Annotated in this window: 20 protein-coding genes; 10 read left to right on the forward strand and 10 right to left on the reverse strand. The window is 64.8% G+C overall.

What is annotated here, in order from left to right:
- The first annotated feature begins 84 nt into the window (after positions 1-84).
- The 3 genes from ASC78_RS22390 to ASC78_RS22400 are packed head-to-tail and all read left to right on the forward strand — an operon-like array spanning position 85 to position 3,169.
- Complete coding sequence (locus ASC78_RS22390) at positions 85-1,119, forward strand: amino acid ABC transporter substrate-binding protein (protein WP_055806459.1); 1,035 nt, start codon at positions 85-87, stop codon at positions 1,117-1,119.
- Positions 1,116-2,114, forward strand: coding sequence for an amino acid ABC transporter permease (locus ASC78_RS22395; RefSeq protein ID WP_055806462.1), 999 nt, complete (start codon positions 1,116-1,118; stop codon positions 2,112-2,114). Before ASC78_RS22390 ends, ASC78_RS22395 begins: the two co-directional genes overlap by 4 nt.
- Positions 2,111-3,169, forward strand: a complete 1,059-nt coding sequence (locus ASC78_RS22400) for an amino acid ABC transporter permease (protein ID WP_055806465.1) — start codon at positions 2,111-2,113, stop codon at positions 3,167-3,169. The genes ASC78_RS22395 and ASC78_RS22400 overlap by 4 nt, the downstream gene beginning before the upstream one ends.
- Positions 3,170-3,239: 70 nt before the next feature.
- On the opposite strand, the gene ASC78_RS22405 is transcribed toward ASC78_RS22400, so the two are convergent.
- From ASC78_RS22405 to map, 4 genes are all read right to left on the reverse strand, one after another.
- Positions 3,240-3,641 (reverse strand): PPC domain-containing DNA-binding protein, encoded by a 402-nt coding sequence (locus ASC78_RS22405; protein WP_055806468.1) that lies wholly within the window; start codon positions 3,639-3,641, stop codon positions 3,240-3,242.
- 24 nt (positions 3,642-3,665) lie between these two features.
- Positions 3,666-5,321, reverse strand: a complete 1,656-nt coding sequence (pgm, locus tag ASC78_RS22410) for a phosphoglucomutase (alpha-D-glucose-1,6-bisphosphate-dependent) (protein WP_055806471.1) — start codon at positions 5,319-5,321, stop codon at positions 3,666-3,668.
- 84 nt (positions 5,322-5,405) lie between these two features.
- Positions 5,406-8,012, reverse strand: coding sequence for a [protein-PII] uridylyltransferase (locus ASC78_RS22415; protein ID WP_055806474.1), 2,607 nt, complete (start codon positions 8,010-8,012; stop codon positions 5,406-5,408).
- Between the two features lie 34 nt (positions 8,013-8,046).
- Complete coding sequence (map, locus tag ASC78_RS22420) at positions 8,047-8,871, reverse strand: type I methionyl aminopeptidase (protein ID WP_055806477.1); 825 nt, start codon at positions 8,869-8,871, stop codon at positions 8,047-8,049.
- A gap of 116 nt (positions 8,872-8,987) precedes the next feature.
- Here map and purL point away from each other — a divergent pair, with 116 nt between their 5' ends.
- Complete coding sequence (gene purL / locus ASC78_RS22425; RefSeq protein ID WP_055806480.1) at positions 8,988-13,019, forward strand: phosphoribosylformylglycinamidine synthase; 4,032 nt, start codon at positions 8,988-8,990, stop codon at positions 13,017-13,019.
- Between the two features lie 82 nt (positions 13,020-13,101).
- Here the strand turns inward: purL and ASC78_RS22430 are convergent, their stop codons facing one another.
- From ASC78_RS22430 to ASC78_RS22455, 6 genes are all read right to left on the reverse strand, one after another.
- Positions 13,102-13,887: a peptidylprolyl isomerase gene (locus ASC78_RS22430; protein WP_055806483.1), complete on the reverse strand. Its 786-nt coding sequence runs from the start codon at positions 13,885-13,887 to the stop codon at positions 13,102-13,104.
- A gap of 143 nt (positions 13,888-14,030) precedes the next feature.
- Positions 14,031-14,312 (reverse strand): BolA family protein, encoded by a 282-nt coding sequence (locus tag ASC78_RS22435; protein ID WP_055806485.1) that lies wholly within the window; start codon positions 14,310-14,312, stop codon positions 14,031-14,033.
- On the reverse strand, positions 14,309-14,851 hold the full coding sequence (locus tag ASC78_RS22440; RefSeq protein ID WP_055806488.1) for a septation protein A: 543 nt from the start codon (positions 14,849-14,851) through the stop codon (positions 14,309-14,311). Before ASC78_RS22440 ends, ASC78_RS22435 begins: the two co-directional genes overlap by 4 nt.
- Positions 14,852-14,872: 21 nt before the next feature.
- Positions 14,873-15,283 carry a peptide-methionine (R)-S-oxide reductase MsrB gene (gene msrB, locus ASC78_RS22445; RefSeq protein ID WP_055806491.1) on the reverse strand — a complete coding sequence of 137 codons (411 nt, stop codon included), beginning with the start codon at positions 15,281-15,283 and terminating at the stop codon, positions 14,873-14,875.
- Entirely contained in the window at positions 15,280-16,761 is a 1,482-nt protein-coding gene (locus ASC78_RS22450; protein ID WP_055806495.1) for a protein adenylyltransferase SelO, read from the reverse strand. The genes msrB and ASC78_RS22450 overlap by 4 nt, the downstream gene beginning before the upstream one ends.
- Before the next feature lie 74 nt (positions 16,762-16,835).
- Complete coding sequence (locus ASC78_RS22455) at positions 16,836-17,912, reverse strand: AraC family transcriptional regulator (RefSeq protein WP_055806498.1); 1,077 nt, start codon at positions 17,910-17,912, stop codon at positions 16,836-16,838.
- Positions 17,913-18,213: 301 nt separating this feature from the next.
- Here ASC78_RS22455 and ASC78_RS22460 point away from each other — a divergent pair, with 301 nt between their 5' ends.
- The 6 genes from ASC78_RS22460 to ASC78_RS22485 all read left to right on the forward strand — a co-directional run bounded on the left by ASC78_RS22460 (position 18,214) and on the right by ASC78_RS22485 (position 25,873).
- A complete protein-coding gene (locus tag ASC78_RS22460; RefSeq protein WP_055806500.1) occupies positions 18,214-19,857 on the forward strand; it encodes a 3-(methylthio)propionyl-CoA ligase in 1,644 nt (547 codons plus the stop codon).
- Between the two features lie 125 nt (positions 19,858-19,982).
- Complete coding sequence (locus ASC78_RS22465; protein ID WP_055806503.1) at positions 19,983-21,215, forward strand: branched-chain amino acid ABC transporter substrate-binding protein; 1,233 nt, start codon at positions 19,983-19,985, stop codon at positions 21,213-21,215.
- Positions 21,216-21,414: 199 nt separating this feature from the next.
- On the forward strand, positions 21,415-22,656 hold the full coding sequence (locus ASC78_RS22470; RefSeq protein WP_055806506.1) for a branched-chain amino acid ABC transporter substrate-binding protein: 1,242 nt from the start codon (positions 21,415-21,417) through the stop codon (positions 22,654-22,656).
- An 80-nt stretch (positions 22,657-22,736) separates the two neighbouring features.
- Positions 22,737-23,690, forward strand: a complete 954-nt coding sequence (locus ASC78_RS22475) for a branched-chain amino acid ABC transporter permease (RefSeq protein WP_055806507.1) — start codon at positions 22,737-22,739, stop codon at positions 23,688-23,690.
- A gap of 90 nt (positions 23,691-23,780) precedes the next feature.
- Positions 23,781-25,097, forward strand: coding sequence for a branched-chain amino acid ABC transporter permease (locus ASC78_RS22480; RefSeq protein ID WP_055806510.1), 1,317 nt, complete (start codon positions 23,781-23,783; stop codon positions 25,095-25,097).
- Positions 25,097-25,873 carry an ABC transporter ATP-binding protein gene (locus tag ASC78_RS22485; protein WP_055806512.1) on the forward strand — a complete coding sequence of 259 codons (777 nt, stop codon included), beginning with the start codon at positions 25,097-25,099 and terminating at the stop codon, positions 25,871-25,873. Before ASC78_RS22480 ends, ASC78_RS22485 begins: the two co-directional genes overlap by 1 nt.
- The last annotated feature ends 1 nt before the right edge of the window (position 25,874 follow it).

Consider the following 25,874-nt stretch of genomic DNA (forward strand, 5'->3'; position numbering starts at 1 on the left):
TATGCATCCAACCGTCCGTTCTTTGGCGGAGTGGCGCGCAGCCCCGTACACTGCCTTTTGCCTACAGTTGAGGAGAACACACCAATGAAGAGCCGATTTCGTCCCGCGCTTGCCGCGGTCGCATCCGTCGTGGCGCTTGCCGCGGCCGCTCCCGCCTTTGCCGGCAAGACCCTCGATGCCGTCAAGCAGCGCGGCACCGTCAAGTGCGGCGTGACCAATGGCGTGGCCGGTTTTTCCGCGCCCGATACGCAGGGCAACTGGTCCGGGCTGGACGTCGATACCTGCCGTGCGATTGCAGCGGCCGTGCTGGGCGACCCCAAGAAGGTCGACTTCGTGCCGCTCAATTCGCAGCAGCGCTTCTCGGCACTGCAAGCCGGCGAGATCGACATCCTCGCGCGCAACACGACCTGGACGCTCACGCGCGACGCGTCGCTGGGCTTCAACTTCACCACCATCACCTACTACGACGGCCAGGGCTTCCTGGTGCCGAAGAAGCTCAAGGTGACGAGCGCCAAGCAGCTCAAGAACGCCACCATCTGCACGCAGTCGGGCACCACCAACGAGAAGAATGTGTCCGACTACTTCCGGGCCCAGAACATCCCGGTCAAGACCGTCGTGTTCGAAAGCTTCGAGGCTTCGTTCAAGGCCTTCTTCTCGGGCCGTTGCCAGGCTTTCACCACCGACGCCTCGGCGCTGGCGGGCCTGCGCAACAAGGAAGCACCGAACCCCGACGATTACGTCATCCTTCCCGAGCTGATTTCGAAAGAGCCACTCGCGCCGCTGGTGCGCCGCGGCGACGACGAATGGTTTGCCATTGCCAAGTGGGTGCCCAACGCGCTCATCGAGGCCGAAGAGTTCGGCGTCACGCAGGCCAATGCCGACGAGCTCAAGGCCAACAGCAAGGACCCGGGACAGCAGCGCCTGGTCGGCACCGGTGAAGACCTGGGCAAGCTGCTGGGCCTCGACAAGGACTGGTCGTTCCGTGCCATCAAGGCCGTCGGCAACTACGGCGAAATGTTCGAGCGCAACGTCGGGCCGAAGTCGGTGCTCAAGCTGCCGCGCGGCTCCAACAACCTCTGGAACAAGGGCGGCCTGATCTACGCACCCCCGGTTCGATGAGCGGCGGGGCCGCGCGCCGCGGCGCCTGGCTGGCCTGGATCGTCCAGGCGCTGCTGGTACTGGCCGTGGTGGCCGGTGCCTTCTGGGTGGTGCACCATGCGCTCGACGTGCTGCGTGCGCGCGGCGTTCGTTCGGGCTTCGACTTTCTGACCGAGCCCGCGGGCTTCTCGATCAGCGAAGGCTGGCTCGACTTCGATGCCAGCCAGCCGTTCTGGCGCGCCTTCGTGGCGGGCCTGATCAACACGGTGCGCGCCTCGGTGCCAGCCGCCATTTTTTCGGTCGTGCTCGGCACCTTGATCGGCATTGGCCGGCTCGCGCCGCATGTGCTGCTGCGCGGCATCTGCACCGCATACGTCGAACTGCTGCGCAACGTGCCGTTGCTGGTGCAGTTGCTGATGCTGGCTTTTGCCATGGCCAACCTGTTGCCCGACCCGACCGAGCCCGTGCGCCTGCTCCCCGGTGTGTGGCTCAGCAAGGGCGGGCTCAGCGTGCCCTGGCCCGTGTCGGGCGAGGGCGGCTGGTGGCCCACGCACTTCGAATGGCCCGAGAGGGGCGACTTCGGCGTGAGCGGCGGCGCGGCGCTGAGTCCGGAGTACGTGACCATCGTCGCAGGGCTGTCCTTCTACTCCGCGGCTTTCGTGGCGGAGATCGTGCGCGCCGGCATCCTGTCGGTGTCGCAGGGACAGGTGCTGGCCGGGCAGGCGCTGGGCCTGACGTCGGTGCAGCAGCTTCGAATCGTGATCCTGCCGCAGGCGCTGCGGGTGATCGTGCCGTCGCTCACCAACCAGCTGCTGAGCCTCGTCAAGAATTCGTCGCTCGCGGTGGCCGTGGGCTATCCGGAACTGGTGTCGGTGGCCAACACCACCATCGGCTCGAACGGCCGGGCCTTCGAGTGCATCGCGATCATCATGGCTGTCTACCTGCTGCTGTCGCTGCTGATTTCCTTCGTCATGAACCGCTACAACGCACGCGTCGCCCTCAGAGGCTGGCGATGAGAAACGTCGCGCAAGGGCCCATCGCCTGGCGCAGCGAGCTCTGGGGTTCGCCGCTGCGCGCATTGGCCACCGTGGCGTTGATCGCGCTGCTCGCGTGGGTCGGGTTCCACATTTTCGAATGGGGCGTGGTGCACGCGGTGTTCCGGCCCGATGCCGAAGCCTGCCGCGCGGTGCAGCACGGCGCTTGCTGGGGCGTGGTGGCCGAGAAATGGCGGCCGATGCTGTTCGGCCGCTTCCCCTATGAAGAGCAATGGCGCCCGGCCATTGCGGTGGTCGTGCTGTCGGCCGTCACGATGCTGAGCGCCTGGCCGCGCAGCTGGCGCTGGTGGCTGCTGCCGCTCTGGGCGGTGGCGCTGCTGCTCTTCGTGCTGCTGATGCGCGGCGGCGTGCTCGGCCTCCACGCCGTGCCGACGAGCCGCTGGGGCGGACTGCCGCTCACCATCGGCCTTGCGGTGGTGGGACTGGCGCTGGCTTTTCCGCTGGCACTGCTGCTGGCGCTCGGGCGCCGCTCGGGATGGCCGGTGGTCCGCACGCTGAGCGCCAGCTACATCGAGCTGGTGCGCGGCGTGCCGCTGATTTCGGTGCTGTTCATGGCCTCGTTCCTGCTGCCGCTGCTGTGGCCCGCTGGCTGGCAGCCCGACGTGCTGGTGCGCGTGCTCGCAGGCCTGGCGCTGTTCGTGGCGGCCTACCTGGCCGAGATCATCCGCGGCGGCCTGCAAGCCGTGCCGCGCGGGCAGACCGAGGTGGCGATGGCACTGGGCTTCGGACGTTGGCCCGTGCAGCGAGACATAGTTCTGCCGCAGGCGTTGCGGCTGGTGGTGCCCGCGCTGACCAACAACGTGGTCGGCACGTTGAAGGACACTTCGCTGGTCACGGTGGTCGGCCTGTTCGAGCTCACCGGCGCGCTGGGCCTCGCGCTCGGCGGCGACCCGGTCTGGCGGCCGTTCTATCTGGAGGGCTACCTCTTCATTGCGGCGGTGTACTGGGTGCTGTGCTTCGGACTCTCGCGCTACAGCGTGTGGCTGGAGCGAAGGCTGGCGAGCGCGCCGACCTAAGCGTGCTGCCTGCTGCGACCCAACAAGGCGCCGCACTGAACCCCGCGGGTTGTCGCCAGCTCGCTTGGGCTCAGGTCTTTCTGGATCGCGGCATCAGTTCGGCATAGCCGGTTGCTGGATCCTGCTCACGGGCGAAGCGCCACTCGGGCAACCAGGCGATCAGTATCTCGGCCGTGGTGCGCACCGTGCAGCCCGGCGTGACATGGCCACCCCGGACCTGGCCCGCACCGTCCGACACGCTGATGTGCAGATGGGATCCGTCCGGCGAGAGCGTGCCGGACAGCGTGAGTATTTCAAGATCACCTTGGAGCACCGAAGCGGTTTCCGCTCCGGCGTACCGTATGCACGCGCCACGGAGGCTGCCGATGCCGGAAACCACGAAGGCGGCTTCGGTGTCGTGGTGCTTCAGCGCCGCATCGAGCGCGGCGCGCAGGTCGTCGCCGGGGTTCAGGCGCAGCGCATGTGCTTGCATGTCGGCGGTTTGTGCAGTCCGGCTTCAGCCCGCCGACAGCGCCTTGTCCACCAACTGCTGCGCCTCTTCGAGGATGCGCCCCAGGTGCTCCGCGCCCTTGAAGCTCTCGCCGTAGATCTTGTAGATGTTCTCGGTGCCCGAGGGGCGCGCGGCGAACCAACCGTTGGCTGTGACGACCTTCACACCGCCGATGGCCGCGCCGTTGCCGGGCGCATGGCTCAGCACGGCCTCGATCTTGTCGCCTGCCAACTCGGTCGAGCTGACTTGCTGCGGCGACAGATTCGACAGCTTCTTTTTTTGCTCGACGGTGGCCGCCGCATCGACGCGGTCGGACACAGGCTGGCCCAGCGCCTGCGTCAGGTCGGCGTAACGCTCGCCCGGGTCGCGCCCGGTGCGCGCGGCAATCTCGGCCGAGAGCAGTGCGGGCACGATGCCGTCCTTGTCCGTGGTCCATGCCGATCCGTCGAAACGCAGGAAGGTCGCACCCGCGCTTTCCTCTCCGCCAAAGCCCAGCGAGCCGTCCACCAGCCCATCGACGAACCACTTGAAGCCGACAGGCACCTCGTGGAGCTTGCGGCCGAGCCGGGCGGTGACGCGGTCGATCATCTGGCTGCTCACCACCGTTTTGCCCACGGCCGCTTGCGCCGGCCACTGCGGACGGTGCGTGAAGAGGTAGTCGATCATCACCGCGAGATAGCTGTTCGGCTGCATCAGGCCCGCGCTGCGCGCGACCACGCCATGGCGGTCGTGGTCGGTGTCGCAGGCAAAGGCGATGCCGAAGCGGTCTTTCAGCGCAATCAGCTTGTGCATTGCGTCGGGAGAGGACGGGTCCATGCGGATGCGGCCGTCCCAGTCGAGCGACATGAAGCGGAAGGTTGGGTCGACCTCCTGGCTCAGTACTTCGAGGCGCTTGAGCTTGTAGCGCTCGGCAATGGCGGGCCAGTAGTGCACGCCGGCGCCGCCCAGCGGATCGACGCCCAGATCGATCTCCACACCGCGAATCGCGTCCATGTCGAGCACCTGCGCGAGGTCTTCGATGTAGGTGTTCAGGTAGTCGTGCCGGTGCGTGGTCGAAGCGCGCAAGGCCTGTGCGAGCGGCAGGCGCTTCACTCCTTCGAGTCCGCTCGCCAGCATCTTGTTGGCGGCTGCCTCGACCGCGGAGGTGATGTCGGTGCCCGCCGGACCGCCGTTGGGCGGGTTGTATTTGAAGCCGCCGCTTTCGGGCGGATTGTGCGAGGGCGTGATCACGATGCCGTCGGCCAGCCCCGTCGTGCGTCCGCGGTTGTAGACCAGGATGGCATGAGAGACAGCCGGCGTGGGCGTGTACTCGTCGTCCTTCGAGAGCATCAGTTCGATGCCGTTGGCCGCGAGCACTTCCACCGCGCTGTTGAATGCCGGCGTGGAGAGCGCATGCGTATCGATGCCGAGGAACAGCGGGCCGTCGATCCCCTTCTGGCGCCGATGGTCGGCAATCGCCTGGCTCATCGCCAGCACATGCCATTCGTTGAATGCGTTGTCGAAAGAGGAGCCGCGATGCCCCGAGGTTCCAAAGGCCACGCGCTGCGCGGCGACCGAGGGATCGGGCCGGCCCGCGTAATAGGCCGAGACAAGGCGCGGAACGTTGACCAGCAGGTCCAGCGGTGCGGGCTGGCCTGCGAGGGGATTGGTTTTTTGGCTCATGTCGAGTGTTGCCGTTCGAGTGGAATCAAGTCGGCAACATCATGCCGCAGGATGCGCCTGCGGATGAAACAAGCGGAAAGCGCCCTAAGAAGCCAGCGCTTCCATCAGCTCGGTCTCGATCGCCAGCTGCGTCTTCTGGCCCTGCAGTTCCGGTCCGCTGATCAGGAAGGTGTCTTCCACGCGCTCGCCCAGGGTCGTGATCTTGGCGAGCTGCAGGTTCAGGTGATGCCGTGCGAGCACGCGCGCCACCGAATACAAAAGCCCCGCGCGGTCGCTGGCCGAAATGTTGAGCAGCCAGCGCTGCGCCTTGTCGTCGGGCAAGAGGCTGATGCGCGGCTTGATCGGGAAACTGCGCACGCGGCGCGACACGCGTCCCACGCTGGGTGCGGGAAGGGGGCCGGCTTCGGTCAGCGTCTGTGCGAGGCCCGACTCGACCATGCTGATGAGGTCGCGGTAGTGATCGGGCTGGAAAGTAGTTACCACCTGGAAGGTGTCGAGCGCGTAGCCGTTGCTCGTGGTGTGTACTTTCGCGTCAAGAATGTTGAACGACGACTGGTCGAAATAGCCACAGATGCGCGCGAACAGGTCGGGTTGGTCGGGCGTATAGACCACCACCTGCAGGCCTTCGCCCACCGGCGAAAGATGGGCCCGCACGACCGGCGCCGCCTTGGGATCGACGGGCACGTTGGGCGGCGGCACGAAGCGTGATAGCTGCTTGGCATGCCAGGCGATCTCGGTGGCGTCGTGGCGCATGAAATAGCCCACGTCGAGCGTGTCCCACAGCGCCTTGTGGGCCTCGAAGCGCTGGGCGTGCAGCGCCAGCTGCACCAGCGCTTCGCGCTTGCGCAATTCCACCTCGGCGTCGGGGTCGGGCATGCGCCCGCCGAGCGCGCGCAGGGTGTAGCGGTACAGGTCTTCGAGCAGCTTGCCCTTCCAGGCATTCCATACGCGCGGCGACGTGCCGCGGATGTCGGCCACCGTCAGCAGGTAGAGCGCCGTGAGGTAGCGCTCGTTGCCCACGCGCTTGGCGAAGGCGCCGATCACCTCGGGGTCGCTCAGGTCCTGCTTCTGCGCCACCTGGCTCATCACCAGGTGTTCGGCAACGAGGAATTCGATCAGTCTCGCATCTTCGCGCGCAATGCCGTGCTGCTTGCAGAAGCGCTGCACATCGCGCGCGCCGAGCGTGGAATGGTCGCCGCCGCGGCCCTTGGCAATGTCGTGGAAGAGCGCGGCCACGTAGAGGATCCACGGTTTGTCCCAGCCGGCCGCGAGCTGCGAGCAGAACGGATATTCGTGCGCGTGCTCGGCAATGAAGAAGCGCCGCACGTTGCGCAGCACCATCAAGATGTGCTGGTCCACCGTATAGACGTGGAACAGGTCGTGCTGCATCTGACCCACGATGCTGCGGAACACCCGCAGGTAGCGCCCCAGCACCGAGGTCTGGTTCATGAGCCTGAACGCATGCGTGATGCCGTAGGGCTGCAGCAGGATGCGCATGAAGGTCTCGTGGTTGACCGGATCGTTGCGGAACTTGCTGTCCATCACATGGCGCGCGTTGTAGAGCGCGCGCAGCGTGCGAGCCGAGAGCCCCTGCACGCCGATGGTCTTCTGATACAGAAGAAAGGTCTCGAGAATGGCGTGCGGCTCGCGCTCGTAGAGATCGTCGCTCGCAATCTCGATCAGGCCGGCGCGTTCGAAGAAGCGCTCGTTGATCGGCGTGTGCTGCTCGTCCACGGGCTGCAGCCGCTCCGCGATGTTGAGCAGCAGGATCTGGTTGAGCTGCGAAACCGCCTTGGCCGCCCAGTAGTAGCGCCGCATCAGCGCCTCGCTCGACTTGCGCTGCGATTCGCCTTCATAGCCGAAGCTCGCGGCCACCGCTGTCTGCAGGTCGAACACCAGGCGGTCTTCGCGCCGCTTGGCAATCACGTGCAGGCGCGCGCGGATCAGCGAGAGCAGGGCCTCGTTGCGCTTGATCTGCTGCGCCTCGAAGGAGGTTGCCAGGCCGTTCTTGGCCAGGTCATCCCAGCGGTTGCCGAAGCCTGCGGCCTTGGTCATCCAGAGAATGGTCTGCAGGTCGCGCAGGCCGCCGGGCGATTCCTTGCAGTTGGGCTCCAGCGCGTAGGGCGTGCTGTCGTACTTCTGGTGGCGGTGCCGCATTTCCTGCGACTTGGCGACGAAGAACGCCTGCGGATCGATGGCCCGTGCAAAGCGCCTGCGGAACGCGACGAACAGCTTCTTGTTGCCCGCGACCAGCCGCGATTCGAGCAGCGAGGTCTGGACCGTGACGTCTTTCTCGGCCTCGGCCAGGCACTCTTCGACTGTGCGCACGCTGGAGCCGATTTCGAGCCCGGCATCCCAGCAGTGGCCGATGAAGGTCTCGATGCGGGCCGGATCGATCTCGCTGGCGTGGCCCTCGGGCGGCAGCAGCAGCAGCACGTCGACGTCGGAATACGGAAACAGCTCGCCGCGGCCGAAGCCGCCCACGGCCGCCAGCGTGAGCGAGTCGCCGAAGTCGGCTTCGCGCCAGAGCGTGCACAGCGTCTGGTCGGCCAGGGCCGACAGCTGGCGCAGCACGGCGTGCACGCTGCGCGTGGGCGCGCGCGCAAAGCGCAGGGTGTCGAACAGCGCCAGCTTCTTCGCGCGATAGGCTTCGCGCAGCGTGGCAACGTCGGTCTTGGCTGGTTCGATCACGGCTTTGTCCGGGGCCGTGCGCCGCTCGCGCGGCTCACGTTTTCGTGGAAGTGACGAACGAGGGCAGGGGTGGGCTGCCTTCGGACAGCGTGAGCACCTCGTAGCCTGTTTCGGTGACAAGCACCGTGTGTTCCCATTGCGCCGAGAGCGAATGGTCGCGGGTGACGATGGTCCAGCCGTCATACTGGCCGCCCCTGAAGTCTTCCTTCACCTCGCGCTTGCCGGCATTGATCATCGGCTCGATGGTAAAGATCATGCCAGGCTTGAGTTCTTCGAGCGTGCCCGGGCGGCCGTAGTGCAGCACCTGCGGCTCTTCATGGAAGCGCTGGCCCACGCCGTGGCCGCAAAACTCGCGCACCACCGAAAAGCCCTGGCCCTCGGCGAACTTCTGGATCGCGTAGCCCACGTCGCCCAGGTGCGCGCCCGGGCGCACCTGCATGATGCCGTGCCACATGGCTTCGAAGGTGATGTGGCACAGGCGCTTGGCGGCAATGGACGCGTCGCCGATGACGTACATGCGGCTGTTGTCGCCGAACCAGCCGTCCTTGATGACGGTCACGTCGACGTTCATGATGTCGCCCTTCTTCAAGGGCTTGTCGTTCGGAATGCCGTGGCACACCACGTGGTTGACCGAGGTGCAGAGCGACTTCGGGAAAGGCACGCTGCTGGCGCCCATGTAGCCCACCGTGGCCGAGGTCGTGCCCTGCTTGACCATGTATTCGGCGGCCAGGCGGTCGACGTCGTTCGTTGTGATGCCGGGCTTGATGAGGGGGGTGAGGTAGTCCAGCACCTCGGAAGCCAGGCGGCAAGCGACCCGCATGGCTTCGATGCCTGCGGCGTCTTTGTAGGTAATGCTCATCCCGGAATTATCCCATTCAGCAAGCTAAAATTCCGGGTTAACGCGGATGACCCCAGTCAGCGGCCATCCGCCTCGATTCTTTGATTCCCAACGCGGCCCCAAGGCCCCCTTCGACCGTGACGCAGCCCGCATCCCAAGCCCTTCCCGTCGTAACCCTGTTCGAGGGCGGCAGCGCGCTCAGCGATTTCCGTGCGCGGCAGCTGCTGCCCAAGCTGCAAGCCATCGAGCCGCGCATCGAAGGCGTTGCCGCCCGTTTCGTGCACCTTGTGGTCACCGATGCCGCCCTGGGCGCCGCCGATCACGACCGATTCGCCGCGCTGCTGACCTATGGCGAACCTTTCGAGGCGCTGGCCAAGGCCAGCACCTCCGTGGTCGTCACCCCGCGCCTGGGCACCGTGTCGCCCTGGGCTTCCAAGGCCACCGACATTGCCCACAACTGCGGGCTGGCGCTCCGCCGTGTCGAGCGCGTCACGCAATACCACCTCAAGCTCAAGTCGCCGCTGATCGGCAAGGCGCCCGTGCTCGAAGGCGATCTGCTGGCCGCCGTGGCCGGTCCGCTGCATGACCGCATGACCGAATCGGTGCTCGCCACGGTGGAACAGGCCGCGAGCCTCTTCAGCGAGTTGCCAGCACAGCCCATGGCGCTGGTCGACGTGCAAGCCGGCGGCCGCAGCGCGCTGGTAGCGGCCAACACCGGCTTCGGTCTTGCGTTGGCCGAGGACGAGATCGACTACCTGGTCGAAGCCTTCACCCGGCTCGGCCGCAATCCGAGCGACGTCGAACTGATGATGTTCGCGCAGGCCAACAGCGAGCACTGCCGCCACAAGATTTTCAATGCCCAGTTCACCATCGATGGCAAGGCGCAGCCGCAGAGCCTGTTCTCGATGATCCGCCATACCGAGAAGCAGAACCCGCAGCACACAGTCATTGCGTATGCGGACAACGCGTCGGTGATGGAAGGCACGACCATCGAGCGCTTTGTCGCTCGATCGGATTCGCAAAGCTATCAAAAAGATAGCGCTCTGAGCCATGTGCTCATGAAGGTGGAAACGCACAACCACCCGACTGCCATCTCCCCATTCCCCGGCGCCTCGACGGGCGCAGGCGGCGAGATCCGCGACGAAGGCGCCACCGGCCGTGGCTCCAAGCCCAAGGCCGGCCTGACCGGCTTCACGGTGTCCAGGCTCTGGCCGGAAGAGGGCCACTACGGCAAGCCCGAACACATCGCGAGCCCGCTGCAGATCATGACCGAAGGCCCCCTGGGCGGCGCCGCGTTCAACAATGAATTCGGCCGGCCCAACCTGCTCGGCTACTTCCGCGAATACGAGCAGACGGTGGCCAGCGACCTTGACACCGTGCAGCGCGGCTATCACAAGCCCATCATGATCGCGGGCGGCCTCGGCAGCATCGACGCCACGCAGACCAAGAAGATCCAGTTCCCGGCCGGCTCGCTGCTGATCCAGCTCGGCGGCCCCGGCATGCGCATCGGCATGGGCGGCAGCGCCGCCAGCTCGATGGCGACCGGCGCCAACGCGGCCGAGCTCGACTTCGATTCGGTGCAGCGTGGCAACCCGGAAATCGAACGCCGCGCGCAAGAGGTCATCAACCATTGCTGGCAGCAGGGCGCCGCGAACCCGATCCTCGCGATCCACGACGTGGGCGCGGGCGGCCTGAGCAATGCCTTCCCCGAGCTGACCAACGACGCCGGCCGCGGCGCGCGCTTCGACCTGCGCGCCGTGCCGCTCGAAGAGTCGGGCATGGCGCCGAAGGAAATCTGGTGCAACGAGAGCCAGGAGCGCTACGTGCTGGCCATCGCACCGGAATCGCTCGATCAGTTCAAGGCCTTCTGCGAGCGCGAGCGCTGCCCGTTCTCGGTGGTGGGCGTGGCGACCGAGGAGCGCCAGCTGCTGGTAGCCGATGAAGGCGCCGCGGTGCAGCCTGTCGACATGCCGATGGACGTGCTCCTGGGCAAGCCGCCCAAGATGCATCGCGACGTCAAGACCGTGGCGCGCAGCTTCAAGCCACTGGACCTCACCGGCGTTGATCTGCAGAAGGCTGCCATCGACGTGCTCTCGCACCCGACCGTGGCCTCCAAGCGCTTCCTGATCACCATCGGCGACCGCACTGTGGGCGGCCTGAGCCATCGCGACCAGATGGTCGGCCCGTGGCAGGTGCCCGTGGCCGATTGCGCCGTCACGCTGGCCGACTACAAGGGCTTTGCGGGCGAGGCGATGAGCATGGGCGAACGCACGCCGCTGGCCGCGCTCGACGCGCCGGCTTCGGGCCGCATGGCCGTGGCCGAGGCCATCACCAACCTGCTGGCCGCGCCGATCGAACTCTCGCGCGTCAAGCTCTCGGCCAACTGGATGGCGGCTTGCGGCGAGCCCGGTGAAGACGCCGCGCTGTACGAAACCGTCAAGGCCGTGGGCCTGGAACTGTGCCCGGCGCTGGGCGTGTCGATTCCGGTCGGCAAGGATTCGCTGTCGATGCGCACGCAGTGGAAAGACGGCGGCGAGGCGAAGAAGGTTACTTCGCCCGTCAGCCTGATCGTCACCGCATTCGCGACGCTCGCCGACGTGCGCGGCACGCTCACGCCGCAGCTCGATGCCGAAGAGGCCGACACGACTCTGGTGCTCATCGATCTGGGCCGCGGCCAGCACCGCATGGCCGGCAGCATCCTGTCGCAGACGCTCGGACAGAGCGGTGACACCGTGCCCGATCTCGACGACCCCACGCAGCTCGTGGCGCTGGTCAACGCAGTAAATGCGCTGCGTGCCGACGGCAAGATCCTCGCCATGCACGACCGCAGCGACGGCGGCCTGTTCGCCACCGCCTGCGAAATGGCCTTTGCCGGCCATGTCGGCGTGGCACTCAATGTCGACATGCTGGTCACCGAAGGCGACGGCATCTCCGACAGCCGCATGGAAACCGGCGACGCCAAGAACTGGGCGCAACAGGTCAGCGCGCGGCGCGAAGAGCTCACGCTCAAGGCGCTGTTCAACGAAGAACTCGGCATGGTGCTGCAGGTGCGCACCGCCGAGCGCAACGACGTGATGCAGGTGCTGCGCGCCCACGGCCTCAGCGCCCACAGCCACTTCGTCGGCAAGACCCGGCCCGCCAGCTCGACCATGGATGCGGGCAAAGGCAAGCTCGAAGTCTGGCGCGATGCGAAGTCGGTGTTCAGCGCCACGCTGCACGACCTGCACCAGGTGTGGGATTCGGTCAGCTGGAAGATCGCCCGCGAGCGCGACAACCCCGCATGCGCCGACGCCGAGCACGCCGCAGCCGGTGAGCCGAGCGACCCCGGCATGCACGTCTTTCTCCCTCTCCCTCTGGGAGAGGGCAGGGGTGAGAGCAGCATCAACGCCCCCGCAATCCTTCAGCATCGCCCCAAGGTCGCCATCCTGCGCGAACAAGGCGTCAACTCGCACGTCGAGATGGCCTACGCCTTCACCGAAGCCGGCTTCGAAGCCTACGACGTGCACATGACTGACCTGCAGGCAGGCAGGGCGGACCTCGCCAACTTCAAGGGCGTGGTGGCCTGCGGTGGTTTCAGCTATGGCGATACGCTGGGCGCCGGCATCGGCTGGGCGCGCAGCATCACCTTCAACCCGAAGCTCGCCGAACAGTTCAAGGCCTTCTTCGGCCGTGAAGACACCTTCGGCCTGGGCGTGTGCAACGGCTGCCAGATGTTCGCCGAATTGGCCGACATCATTCCGGGCGCCGAAGCCTGGCCGCGCTTCACCACCAACCAGAGCGAGCGCTTCGAGGCACGCCTGTCGATGGTCGAGGTACTCGAATCGCCCAGCATCTTCTTCGCGGGCATGGCCGGCAGCCGCCTGCCCATCGCGGTGGCGCATGGCGAGGGCTATGCCAACTTCAAGCACCGCGGCGATGCAGCCAAGGCCATTGGTGCGATGCGCTTTGTGGACAACCACGGCCAGCCCACCGAGCAATACCCGTTCAATCCGAACGGCAGCACGGGCGGCCTGACGTCGGTCACCACGCCGGACGGCCGCTTCACCGCCGTCATGCCGCACCCCGAGCGCGTGTTCCGCAACATCCAGATGAGCTGGACTTCGGGCGACCGCAGTGCACTGAGCCCCTGGATGCAGATCTGGCGCAATGCGCGCCGCTGGGTGGGCTGATCGACGCAAGCCCGCCACGCGGCGGGCAACAAAAAAGCGGCCCGCGGGCCGCTTTTTTCATGGGGCTGCAAGGCTCCCGGTCTTACTCGACCTTTGCCTTGGCGCGCAGTTCTTCCTGGTACTTCTGCAGGCGCTGCTGCTGCAACTGCTGCGTGATCTGCGGCTTCACTTCTTCCAGCTTGGGAAGCTGCGCCTGGCGGATGTCGTCGACGCGAATGATGTGATAACCGAACTGCGTCTTGATTGGCGCAGGGGTGGTTTCGCCCTTCTTGAGCTTGATCATCGCTTCCGAGAACTCGGGCACGAAGCTCGCGGGGTTGGCCCAATCGAGGTCGCCGCCGTTGGCGCCCGATCCCGGGTCCTTGCTCTGCTTCTTGGCGATGTCCTCGAACTTGGCGCCCTTCTTCAGGTCGGCCATGATCTTCTTGGCCTGGTCTTCGGTTTCGACCAGGATGTGGCGGGCCTTGTATTCCTTGCCGCCGTTGGCCGCCACGAACTTGTCGTACTCGGCCTTCACGTCGGCGTCCGAGACCGGGCTGGTCTTGCGGTAGTTCTCGAACAGCGCGCGGATCAGGATGGCCTGGCGGGCGAGCTCGAGCTGGTTCTTGAAGTCTTCAGTGGCATCGAGTCCCTGTTTCTGCGCTTCTTGCATGAACACTTCGCGCGCGACGACTTCCTCGCGCAGTTGGCCCTGCATTTCCGGAGTGACCGGACGGCCGGCGGCCGCCAACTGCTGGGCCAGCACCTCCATGCGCGCCTTGGGCACGGGCTTGCCGTTGACGATGGCGGCGTTCTGCGCCATGGCCGCCACAGGAATCGCACCGAGCAGCGCTGCGGCCGCAACGGCCTGCAAGATTTGTTTTTTCATGGAATGAATATCAGGCTGGGGGAAATGCGCGTATGGGAAAAAGCGCGTGGAAAAAAGCGGATGAGACGACGGATCGAAGAAGAAGGGAGGGCGGGCCGCCGCGGCCATGTGGGCGGATGGCGGCATGCAACTGATCGAACGACTCAGAGCACCTCGATGGCAATGGCGTGCAGACCCTGCGCGATAAAAACTTGGAGGGCATCATACACAAGGCGATGTCGCGCCACCCGGGGCTTCCCTTCGAACAGTGGGGAAGCCACGCGAACCCGGAAATGCGTACCGCGACCCTCCGCGTTGGCGCCGGCATGGCCTGCATGGGCGCTGCTCTCGTCGATCACTTCCAGCACGGTGGGCTGGAGCGCTTCGCGCAGCGCTGCTTCGAGGTCGCGCGCCGTCGGCAAGGGGTGGTTCACTGCTGCGTTCATGCGGCGGGCTTGTCGTCGCCCTTGAGGTGCGGCGAGATGTAGAGCCCCTGTGCCACCAGGAAGACGACCGGAAACACATAGCCCCAGAGCTTGAAGTTGACCCAGGCCTCGGTGGTGAAGTACGCCGCCACGTAGCCGTTGATGATCGCCATGAAGAGGCAGTAGCCGATCCAGGCCACGTTGAGGCGGCCCCACACGCGGTCGGGCAGCTGCAGCTGCGAGCCCAGCAGCATCTTGAGGAAGTTCTTTTTCAGCGCCCAGAGCGCGACGGCCAGGGCGATGGCCATGGCGCCATAGAGCACCGTGGGCTTCCACTTGATGAAGCGGTCGTCATGCAGCACCAGCGTGAGCGTGCCGAACAAGAGGATCAGCACCAGCGTGGCCTTCTGCATGGCCTGCAGCTTGCGCTCCATGGCGTAGATGATGCCCATCTGCACCACGGTGGCGGCCATGAGCACGCCGGTGGCGGTGTAGATGTCGCCCAGCTTGTAGGCGCCGAAGAACAGCAGGATCGGAAAGAAGTCGAGGATCAGTTTCATGCGCTGGAGAGGGCTGGTTGGTTATTTCTTCTGGAAGTCCAGCGAGGCGGAATTCATGCAGTAGCGGAGGCCGGTTTCGGTGGGGCCGTCGGGGAACACGTGGCCCAGGTGGGCGCCGCAGTTTGCGCAGACGTTCTCGGTGCGCACCATGCCATGCGAGCGGTCGACGATGTTCTTGATGGCACCCGGCACAGCCTCTTGCGAGAAGCTGGGCCAGCCGCAACCCGCGTCGAACTTGGTCGACGCCTCGAACAACTTGGCGCCGCAGCAGATGCAGTGGTACGTGCCGTCTTCCCAGTGCGCCTCGTACTTGCCGGTGAAGGGGCGCTCGGTGGCCGCATGGCGCGTGACCTCGAAGGCCGCGGGCTCAGCGCCTTTTTCAGCGAGCAGGGCTTTCCATTCGGCGTCGGTTTTCTCTACGGGAGTGGTCATGATGAGCAGCTGATTTCGATCGTGGAGGCCCAGTCGGGCGGAAACCCGGCATAGGCGTCGGAGCCGGGATGTTCTTCAAATGGGGTTTCGAGCAGTGTCAGCAAGGTTGCCACACCCGAGAAGTCCTTTTGGCCAGCCGCTTCGATGGCTTGCTGGCCCAGGTGGTTCCTCAACACGTATTTAGGGTTCGATTTGAGCATCAGATCGCCGGCTTCCGAACGTGATGCCTGCCCATGGCGCTCTGAAAACGATAGCAACCAGGCGTCGAAGCCGGCGCGGTCCAGGAACAGATCACGCACCGGCTCGGCGCTGCCTCCAGCCATGTGCTGCGAAAGGCGGCGCCAGAAGATCGTGTAGTCGACCTTTTCCGCGGCCAAGAGCTTCAATACGCCTTCGATCAGCGCGCGATCGCCTTCGGCCGGCCCGGCGAGCCCGAGCTTGGCGCGCATTCGGCTCTCGAACTCGCTCGGAAACACCGTCTTGTACGACTCCAGCGCGGCCACCGCGATTTCCTGGTCGCCGATCAGCGGCAGCAGCGCCTGCGCCAGGCAGAACAGGTTCCAGTAGGCCACGTTGGGCTGCTGGTTGAAGGCATAGCGCCCGCTGGTGTCGCTGTGGTTGCAGACGTGGCGCGGGTCGAACCCGTCCAGGAACTGGAACGGTCCGTAGTCGATGGTGAGCCCGAGGATGCTCATGTTGTCGGTATTCATCACGCCATGGCAAAAGCCCACGGCCTGCCACTGGGCGAGCAGGGCGGCGGTACGCTCACTCACCGCTTCGAGAAAGGCGGCGTAGGCGTTGCCATTGAAGCGCTCCGTGGTGCGGCAAGCCGGGTAGTAGCGGTCGATCACGTAGTTGGCCAGGGCACGCAGTTCGGCATCCCTCTGGTTGGCCGCAAAGTGCTCGAAATGTCCGAATCGCACGAAGCTGGGCGCCACGCGGGTCACCACAGCCGAGGTTTCCGGTACTTCGCGGTACACGGGCGCGTCGGAGCCTGTCACGCACAGTGCCCGGGTGGTCGGGATGCCGAGGCCGTGCATGGCCTCGCTGCAGAGAAATTCGCGGATGCTCGAACGCAGCACGGCACGGCCGTCGCCGCCGCGCGAGTAGGGGGTACGGCCCGCGCCCTTGAGCTGCACTTCGAGCCCACCCGCCGTCTCGCCCAGCATGATCGCGCGGCCATCGCCGAGCTGGCCGGCCCAGACGCCGAACTGGTGGCCGCTGTACACGGTAGCAAAGGGCCGCGTTCCCGCGACGGGCACGTTGCCGGTCAGGGCGGCCAGTGTGCTGTCCGATTGCCGCCAGCCGGCCGGAAGGCCGAGCTCGCGCGCCATCGCCTCGCTGTGCCCCACCCAGTAGGGATCGGGCAGCGGCGTCGGCCGCAATTCGGTGAGAAACGCGGGTCCCAGCGCCAGGAATCCGGGTTTCCATTGCAATCCCAGGTCGGCGGCGACCGTGTCTTCAGCAAGCAAGCTCATGACGGCATTGTCCGGCAGAGCGCGTAACCCCTTGCGGCGCGGGCCATCGCGCTCTTGCAAAGGGTCAATGAGGGTCAGTGGGCGAGTGCCGGCATGTCCCAGATCCGTGCCCGGTATTGGGCGGGCGGCAGGCCGAACCAGCGTTTGCAGGCCCGGAAGAAGTTGCTGCTGTCGACAAAGCCCAGCATGTCCGCCACCGCGGTGAGCGTGTGCCGGTCTTCCGCCAGGTACTGCCGCGCGAGCTCGCGGCGGGTGCGGTCGAGCAGCGACTGGAACGACACCGACTCTTCCTGCAGCCGACGCTGGAGCGTGCGCTCCGCCAGCCCGAGGCCGGCGGCCACGTCCTGCCGGCGCGGTTCGCCCTGCGGCAGCCGGCGCGCGATCTCGGCGCACACCAGGGTGCTGGTCGTGGTCTGGCCCAGCAGGTTCAACTGGTCGTCCAGCAGGTGCTCCTGCATCTCACCCAGCACGGGATGATGGGTGGGCAGCGGCATGGCCAGGTCGGTGCTCGACAGCAGCATGCGGTTGGCTGCGGCGTTGAATCGCACGTCGCAGCCGAAAGCCTCGCGATGCAGCCTGTCGCTGGTCGGCCCAGGGTAGACGAACTCCATGGCCAGCGGCTGCAGCCCGCGCCGCGTGAGCCATTGACATTGCACGAGCGTGGTCAGGAGGGCGTATTCGACGCGCTGGCGCGGAATCGGCAAGCTGCCGCCGCTGTGCTCCATCACCAGCCAGCAACCGCGCGGATCGGGGTGCAGCGAGAAGGCAGTCGCGTCCGAGATCACAGCCATGTAGCGCGCCAGCCGCGCGAGCGCCGAGCCGAGGTCGGGGCTGCAGGCCATGGCATGGCCGACCGTGCCCAGCTTGCTGTGCGTGGCGGCCAGGTCGCGGTGCAGGCCGAGCGACGGTCTGCCGGCGCGCGCCACGGCAAGTTGCCAGAGCAGGGTGACTTCGTCGACGGGGATGCGGGCGTTCTGGCGGCGCAGCGAATCGGGATCGAAGCCAGCGGCCTGCAGCAGCGACGGCACGTTCAGTCCTTCGGCCTCGAACATCGAGAGCACGCCCTCAAGCCAGACGGCCGAACTGGTCCGGCCCTCTGGTTGCTGCGCGCAGCCGGGCCGGCGTTGCAGTCGGCGCTGGGCATGTGGCATGGAGGTTCCTGAAGTCATTGAATTGGCTCGCTTGCGATAGCGGGAGAAACGCAGTCTGTTCCTAGAATTTTCTGGCGGGTTCGGCCGGCCGGAGTATGGCCACCGGGCAACGATGCAGGAATTCCGGTTAACCCGGTGTGGACGCTTTGTCGACATCACGGGTTCGTGTACCTCCCGGCAGACCGTTCAGCATCGAGTTCCGCGTGCGGGTTTCTGTCATTGTGCGAACGACCGAAGATTGAGTGAATCCGTTGACCGCAAAGTTTTAGCAGCCATTTCACAAAAGAACAGGAGCCTTTAGATGCTGGGTTTGATGCAAGACCAACCGCTTTTGATCTCGTCGCTGATCGAGTTCGCCGAGCGTCACCATGGCGACGCCGAAATCGTCTCGCGCCGCGTCGAGGGCGATATCCACCGGAGCACCTGGAGCAAGATCGCGTCGCGCGCAAGGCAGGTCGCCAATGCGCTTGACGGCGAGCAACTGCTGTTCAGCGACCGCGTCGCCACCCTGGCCTGGAACGGCTACCGGCATCTGGAGCTGTATTACGGCGTGAGTGGCACCGGCCGCGTGCTCCACACCATCAATCCGCGCTTGCACCCCGACCAGATCGCATGGATCGCCAACCATGCCGAAGACCAGATCCTGTGCTTCGACCTGAGCTTCCTGCCGCTGGTGCAGGCGGTGCATGCCAAGTGCAGCACCGTGAGGAAATGGATTGCGCTTTGCGACGCCGACAAGCTGCCGGCCGACAGCGGCATTCCCAACCTCGTGAGCTACGAGGCCTGGATGAGCGGGCAATCGACCGATTACGACTGGCCGACCTTCGACGAGAACTCGGCGTCGAGCATGTGCTACACGAGCGGCACCACGGGCAACCCCAAGGCCGCCCTCTACAGCCACCGTTCGACGCTGCTGCACGCCTACGCGGCGGCACTGCCCGACGTGATGCGCATCTCGGCGCGCGACTCGGTGCTGCCCGTGGTCCCGATGTTCCACGTCAACGCCTGGGGCATCCCGTATTCGGCCGCGCTGGTCGGTGCGAAGATCGTGTTCCCCGGTCCGGCGCTCGACGGCAAGTCGGTGTTCGAACTCATCGAGTCCGAAGGCGTGACCTTCGCGGCCGGCGTGCCCACCGTGTGGCAAATGATGCTCGGCCACATGCAGGCCAACGAGCTGAAGTTCTCCACCCTCGACCGCACCGTCATTGGCGGTTCGGCCTGCCCGCCGGCCATGATCCGCGCGTTCCAGGATGTCTACAAGGTCGAGGTGCTGCATGCCTGGGGCATGACCGAGATGAGCCCCCTGGGCACGCTGTGCACGCTCAAGAACAAGCATCTCGCGATGCCGGCCGATGCGCAGCTTGCAATCCGCCTGAAACAGGGCCGCGCGATTTACGGCGTCGACATGAAGATCGTCGACGGCAACGGCAAGGAACTGCCCTGGGACGGCAAGGCCTTTGGCGACCTGCTGGTCAAGGGGCCGTGGGTCGTGAAGGAATACTTCAAGGGCGAGGGCGGCGATCCGCTCGTTCCCGACGAGCAGGGCCGCGGCTGGTTCCCCACAGGCGACGTCGCCACCATCGATCCCGACGGCTATCTTCAGATCACCGACCGCAGCAAGGACGTGATCAAGTCCGGCGGCGAATGGATCAGTTCCATCGAGGTCGAAAACATCGCCGTCGCGCATCCGGCCATCGCCATGGCCGCATGCATCGGCGTGGCGCACCCCAAGTGGGATGAGCGACCGATCGTCGTGGTGACGAAGAAGCCCAATGCCGAAGTCACGCGCGAAGAGCTGCTCAAGTTCTACGAAGGCAAGACAGCCAAGTGGCAGATCCCCGACGACGTGGTCTTCGTCGAGGCAATTCCGCTCGGCGCCACCGGAAAGATTCTCAAGACAAAGTTGCGCGAACTGTTGAAAGACTACAAGTTGCCGGCTGCATAGGCGCGCGCTGTCGCGCAGGCGATAGCCAGGCCGCTTTGGCGGCCCTGCTTGCGGGCATTCCCTGTGCGGCGAAAAAACCGGCGCTTGTACGCTGCCATCTCGGCCCCTTACCCTGGAGACTCTTCATGCCCCGTGCTATCAAGTCAGTAGCTTTCTGTGCAATGCTGCTCAGCGCCACAGCCTCTTTCGCCCAGAAGGGCGAGACCGTCAAGGTCGCCTGGCTCGATCCGCTGTCGGGGCTGATGGCGGCGGTGGGGACCAACCAGCTCAAGACCACGCAGTTCATGGTCGAAGAGTTCAACAAGAAGAACACCTCCGGCGTGAAGTTCGAACTCATCGCCATCGACAACAAGTTGAGCCCGCAGGAAACCACCAGCGCGCTGCGCTCGGCCATGGACCAGGGTGCGCGCTACGTGATGCAGGGCAACGGCTCCGGCCCCGCATTGGCCATCATCGATGCGCTCGAAAAGCACAACGCGCGCAACCCGGGCAAGGAGCTGGTCTACATCAACTATGCGGCGGTCGACCCCGACCTCACCAACAGCAAGTGCAGCTACTGGCACTTTCGCCTCGATGCCGACACCTCCATGAAGATGGAGGCGCTGACCACCTTCATGAAGGACCTGCCTGAAATCAAGAAGGTCTACCTGCTCAACCAGAACTACGCCCACGGCCAGCAGGTCTCCAAGTTCGCCAAGCAGAATCTGAAAGACAAGCGCCCCGACATCGAGATTGTTGGCGACGACCTTCATCCCCTGGCTCAGGTGCGCGACTTCGCACCCTACATCGCCAAGATCAAGGCTTCGGGTGCCGATTCGGTCATCACCGGCAACTGGGGCTCCGACCTGGCGCTGCTCATCAAGTCGGCCAACGATGCCGGCCTGAACAACGTCAAGTTCTACACCTACTACGCCTACGGCACCGGGGCGCCGACCGCCATGGGTTCCGGCGCCGACGGGCGTGTGTTCGTGGTGGGCTACGGCCACTACAACATGGGCGGCGACATCCAGCGGATCATGGGCGAATACAAGAAGAAGATGAATGACGACATGGTGCAGACGTCGATCTATCACGCCTTCGCGATGCTCGACACCGCCTTCGTCAGGGCCCGCTCCACCGATCCCGTGAAAGTGGCGGCCACCATGGAAGGCATGAAGTTCAAGAGCTTCAACGGCGAGATCGAGATGCGCAAGGCCGACCACCAGCTGCAGCAGGGCCTGTGGATCACCAAGTGGCAGAAGGCGGGCGGCAAGTTCCCTTATGACGCCGAGAACACGGGCTACACGATGGCACCGGTGAAGTATTACGAATCGTATGTGGCCAGCACGCCCACCACCTGCCAGATGAAGCGCCCGTAAGGCGTTTTGCAAACGCATTTCCTACCCATGGGTAGCACCGTTCTAACCACCGGTAGCACCTCGTAGAAATGCAGTGTCGCCTGCGCGATAGAAACGGCCCTTGCAGCCGCCCTCTTACGGGCATTCCCTGAGGGGAGGGGCTGCAAACACTTGTACTCTCGTGCGGCCTTTTGAACGGTTTGACCAGGAGATATAGATCGTGAAGTTCGCTCTGAAAATCGCTACAGCAGCCATCCTTTCCGCAGCCGCCACCGGCGCGCTGGCGCAAAAAGGTGAAACCGTGAAGATTGCCTGGCTCGACCCGCTGTCCGGCCTGATGGCCGCGGTCGGTACCAACCAGCTCAAGACTTACCAGTTCCTGGCCGAGGAGTTCAACAAGAAGAACGCCGCCGGGGTCAAGTTCGAGATCATCGGCATCGACAACAAGCTGAGTCCGCAAGAGACCACCAGCGCACTGCGCTCGGCCCAGGACCAGGGCGCCCGCTACGTGCTCCAGGGGAATGGTTCAGGCGCGGCGCTGGCCATCATCGATGCGGTCGAGAAGAACAATGCCCGCAACCCCGGCAAGGAACTGCTGTACATCAACTACGCCGCAGTCGACCCAGACCTGACCAACAGCAAGTGCAGCTACTGGCACTTCCGGCTCGATGCCGATACCTCCATGAAGATGGAAGCGCTGACCACCTTCATGAAGGACCAGCCGGACGTCAAGAAGGTCTACCTGCTCAACCAGAACTATGCGCATGGCGTTCAGGTCGCCAAGTTCGCCAAGGAAAACCTCGCACGCAAGCGGCCCGACGTGCAGATCGTCGGCGAGGATCTCCACCCGCTGGCCCAGGTGCGCGACTTCGCTCCCTACATCGCCAAGATCAAGGCTTCGGGTGCTGATACCGTCATTACCGGCAACTGGGGTTCCGACCTCGCCTTGCTGATCAAGTCGGCCAACGATGCTGGCCTGAACAACGTCAACTTCTACACCTACTACGGCAGCGTGAGTGGCACGCCGACCGCTATGGGCACAGCGTCAGCCGGCAAGGTGTACCAAGTGAGCTACGGCCACTACAACATGGGTGGCGATATCCAGCGCCTGGCGGTCGAGTTCAACAAGAAGTTCAAGGAAGACCTGTACACCTCGTCAGCCTATACGGCACTGCTGATGCTGAGCGAGGCCTTCGCCAAGGTGAAGTCAACCGATCCCGTCAAGGTGGCTGCCGCGCTGGAAGGCATGAAGTTCAAGAGCTTCAATGGCGAAGTCGAAATGCGCAAGGCCGATCACCAGTTGCAGCAGGGCCTGTACGTCGCCAAGTGGGAGAAGGCAGGGGGCAAATTCCCGATCGACGCGGAAGGAACGGGTCACACCTTCGTGCCCGTGAAGTACTACGAGCCGTACGTCGCGAGCACGCCCACCTCGTGCCAGATGAAGCGACCTAACAATTCCTGATTGCCTGATCGCGCGCTGACCGGTCGAGGCCCGACTTCACCACTCGGGCCTTTTTCTTTTCCAACCGACACGAAAGACCGATGAACGTCGAATTCTTCGTCATCTCACTGCTCAACGGCGTCAGCTACGGGCTGTTGCTGTTCATGCTGAGCTCTGGCCTTACGCTGATCTTCAGCATGATGGGTGTGCTCAATTTCGCGCACGCCAGCTTCTACATGCTCGGTGCGTACATTGCGTACACGCTGTCGGGCATCATCGGCTTCTGGCCGGCGCTCTTCATCGCGCCGCTCTTGGTGGGCCTGCTGGGCGCCGCCTTCGAGCGCTACAGCCTGCGCCGGGTCCACAAGTTCGGCCACGTGCCCGAGCTCCTGGTGACCTTCGGCCTTTCGTACTTGATTCTCGAGCTGGTTCAGCTTGCCTGGGGGCGCTCGACGGTGCCCTACGGCCTGCCGCCGCAGTTGCAGGGACCGCTGTTCTCGCTTTACGGCACGCAGTTTCCCAAGTCGCGCTCGTTCATCATGCTGGTGGCGGTGCTGATGCTCATCTCGGTGTGGCTGCTGCTCACGCGCACGCGCATCGGCCTGGTCATCCAGGCGGCGCTCAAGCACCCCGACATGGTCGAGGCGCTGGGGCACAACGTGCCGCGGGTCTTCATGCTGGTGTTCGGCGGCGGTGCCGCGCTCGCGGGTCTCGCAGGCGTGGTGGGTGGCAACACCTACGTCACCGAACCGGCCATGGCCGCGTCCGTGGGCTCGATCATCTTCGTGGTGGTGGTGGTCGGCGGCATGGGATCGCTGGCCGGCGCGTTCCTCGCGTCGCTGCTGATCGGCATCATCCAGACCTTCGCGGTGGCCATGGACCAGTCGTTTGCCGGTGGCCTGCAGATGCTGGGCGTTGCCGTGACAGACCAGACATTCGGCTACGAACTGCTCAAGCTCACGATCTCGCAGGTCGCGCCGATCCTGCCGTACCTGTTTCTTGTGCTGATCCTCATCTTCAGGCCCAAGGGCTTGTTGGGCACGCGGGAGGATTGAATGACACAAGCACAGTCTCCCACCATCGCCGCCGACCCTCGCACCAACCCTCTTGCGACAGCAGAGGGCACAAGAAAGGGTGGAACCGAAATGACATCGACGACCGCAGCCCCGACCACGCAGTACTACCGCTTCAAGCCCTGGAACATCGGGCGCTTCCTGATCTGGTCGCTGTTTGCCGTCGTGCTGATCATCTCGCCGCTGGTGTTCAAGAGCAGCCTCGCGCTCACCATGCTTTCGCAGATGGGCTATCTCATCATCATCTGCCTGAGCTACAACATCCTGCTGGGGCAGGGCGGCATGCTGAGTTTCGGCCATGCGGTGTACGTTGGTCTTGGCTCCTTCCTTGCCATCCATGCGATGAACATGGGCGGCAAGGGCGGGCTGCAGATTCCGCTGGTGGCCATTCCCCTGGTAGGCGGCCTGGCCGGCATGTTCTTTGCCATCCTGCTGGGCTTCGTCACCACCAAGAAGTCGGGCACCACCTTCGCGATGATCACCATGGGCATCGGCGAGCTGGTGGCTTCCATGGCGCTGATGTTCCCGAGCTTCTTCGGCGGCGAGGGCGGCATCACCACCGACCGCGTCTACGGCCCGACCTTCTTCGGCTTCAACTTCGGTTCGCAGATCCAGGTGTACTACCTGATCGCCGCCTATTGCTTCGTCTGCACCGCGCTCATGTATGCCTTCACCGGCACGCCGCTCGGCCGCATGCTGAACGCGGTGCGCGACAACCCAGAGCGCGTGGAGTTCATCGGCTACAACACGCAGCGCGTGCGCTACTTCGCATTCATCATCGCGGGCTTCTTCGCCGGCATCGGTGGCGGGCTGGCGTCGATCAACTTCGAGATCGTGAACGCGGCCGACAGCCTGAGCGCCATCCGCTCGGGCGGCTACCTGCTGTTCACCTTCCTGGGCGGCGCGGTGTTCTTCTTCGGTCCGATCATCGGCGCGGTGCTGCTGGTGTTCGCGTCGATCCTGCTGTCGGAGCTTTCCAAGGCTTGGCAGCTCTACTTCGGCCTGGTGTTCGTGTTCATGGTGATGTTCGCGCCCGGCGGCATCGCCAGCCTGGTGATGATGAACCTGCGGGTCGCCAAGTTCGGCAAGTTCGACCGCTTCTGGCTGCTGTACGTCGCGCTCGCGGTGGCACTGGTGCCGGTCGTCGTCGGCGCCGCTGCGCTCATCGAGATGATCTATCACATCCAGCTCAACGCGGCGATGGGCCCCAACCTGAACTTCTTCGGGCTGACGCTCGATACGTCGGGCATGCCAAGCTGGCTGATCGCGGCGGCCATCCTGGCGGTTGGCCTCGGGGCACTCGAGGTGGCGCGCCGCCGCTTCGTGCGTGTCTGGGGCCGGGCACAGGAAGAAATCGAAGTAGAAATCAAACGTCGGGAGGCGGCGTAATGAGCGCGCAACACGCACTGGAACTGAAGGCGCTGCGCAAGAATTTCGGCAAGACCGAAATCATCCGCGGCGTGGACCTGGCGGTGAACGCCGGGGAACGCGTGGCCATCATCGGCCCGAACGGAGCGGGCAAGTCGACGCTGTTCAACCTCATCAGCGGACGGCTGGCCCCCACCAGCGGCGAAGTGCTGCTGAACGGCGATCGCATCGACGGCAAGAAGCCCTTCGAGATCAACCGGCTGGGCCTGTCGCGCAGCTTCCAGATCACCAACATCTTTCCGAAGCTCAGCGTGTTCGAGAACCTGCGCTGCGGGGTGCTGTGGAGCCTGGGCTACCGCTACACCTTCCTGCGCTTTCTCTCGAACCTGGACGACGCCAATGCGCGCACCGAAGAGCTCATCAAGCAGATCGGACTGGAACGCAAGCGCGACGTGCACGCGGTGAACCTCACCTATGCCGAGCAGCGTGCACTCGAAATTGGCGTGACGATCGCCGGCGGCGCCGGCGTCATTCTCCTGGACGAGCCCACGGCCGGCATGAGCAAGACCGAGACCTCGCACTTCATCTCGCTCATCAAGCACGTCACGGTCGGCAAGACGCTGCTCACGGTCGAGCACGACATGGGCGTGGTCTTCGGCCTGGCCGACAAGATCGCGGTGGTGGTGTATGGCGAGGTGATTGCCTTCGACACGCCGGCGGCTGTTCGCGCCAATGCGCGGGTGCAGGAGGCTTACCTCGGCTCTTCGGTGGCCGACGCACAAAGCCAGGGACACTGAC

It is taken from the genome of Variovorax sp. Root318D1 (assembly GCF_001424835.1).
Taxonomy (GTDB): Bacteria; Pseudomonadota; Gammaproteobacteria; order Burkholderiales; family Burkholderiaceae_C; genus Variovorax.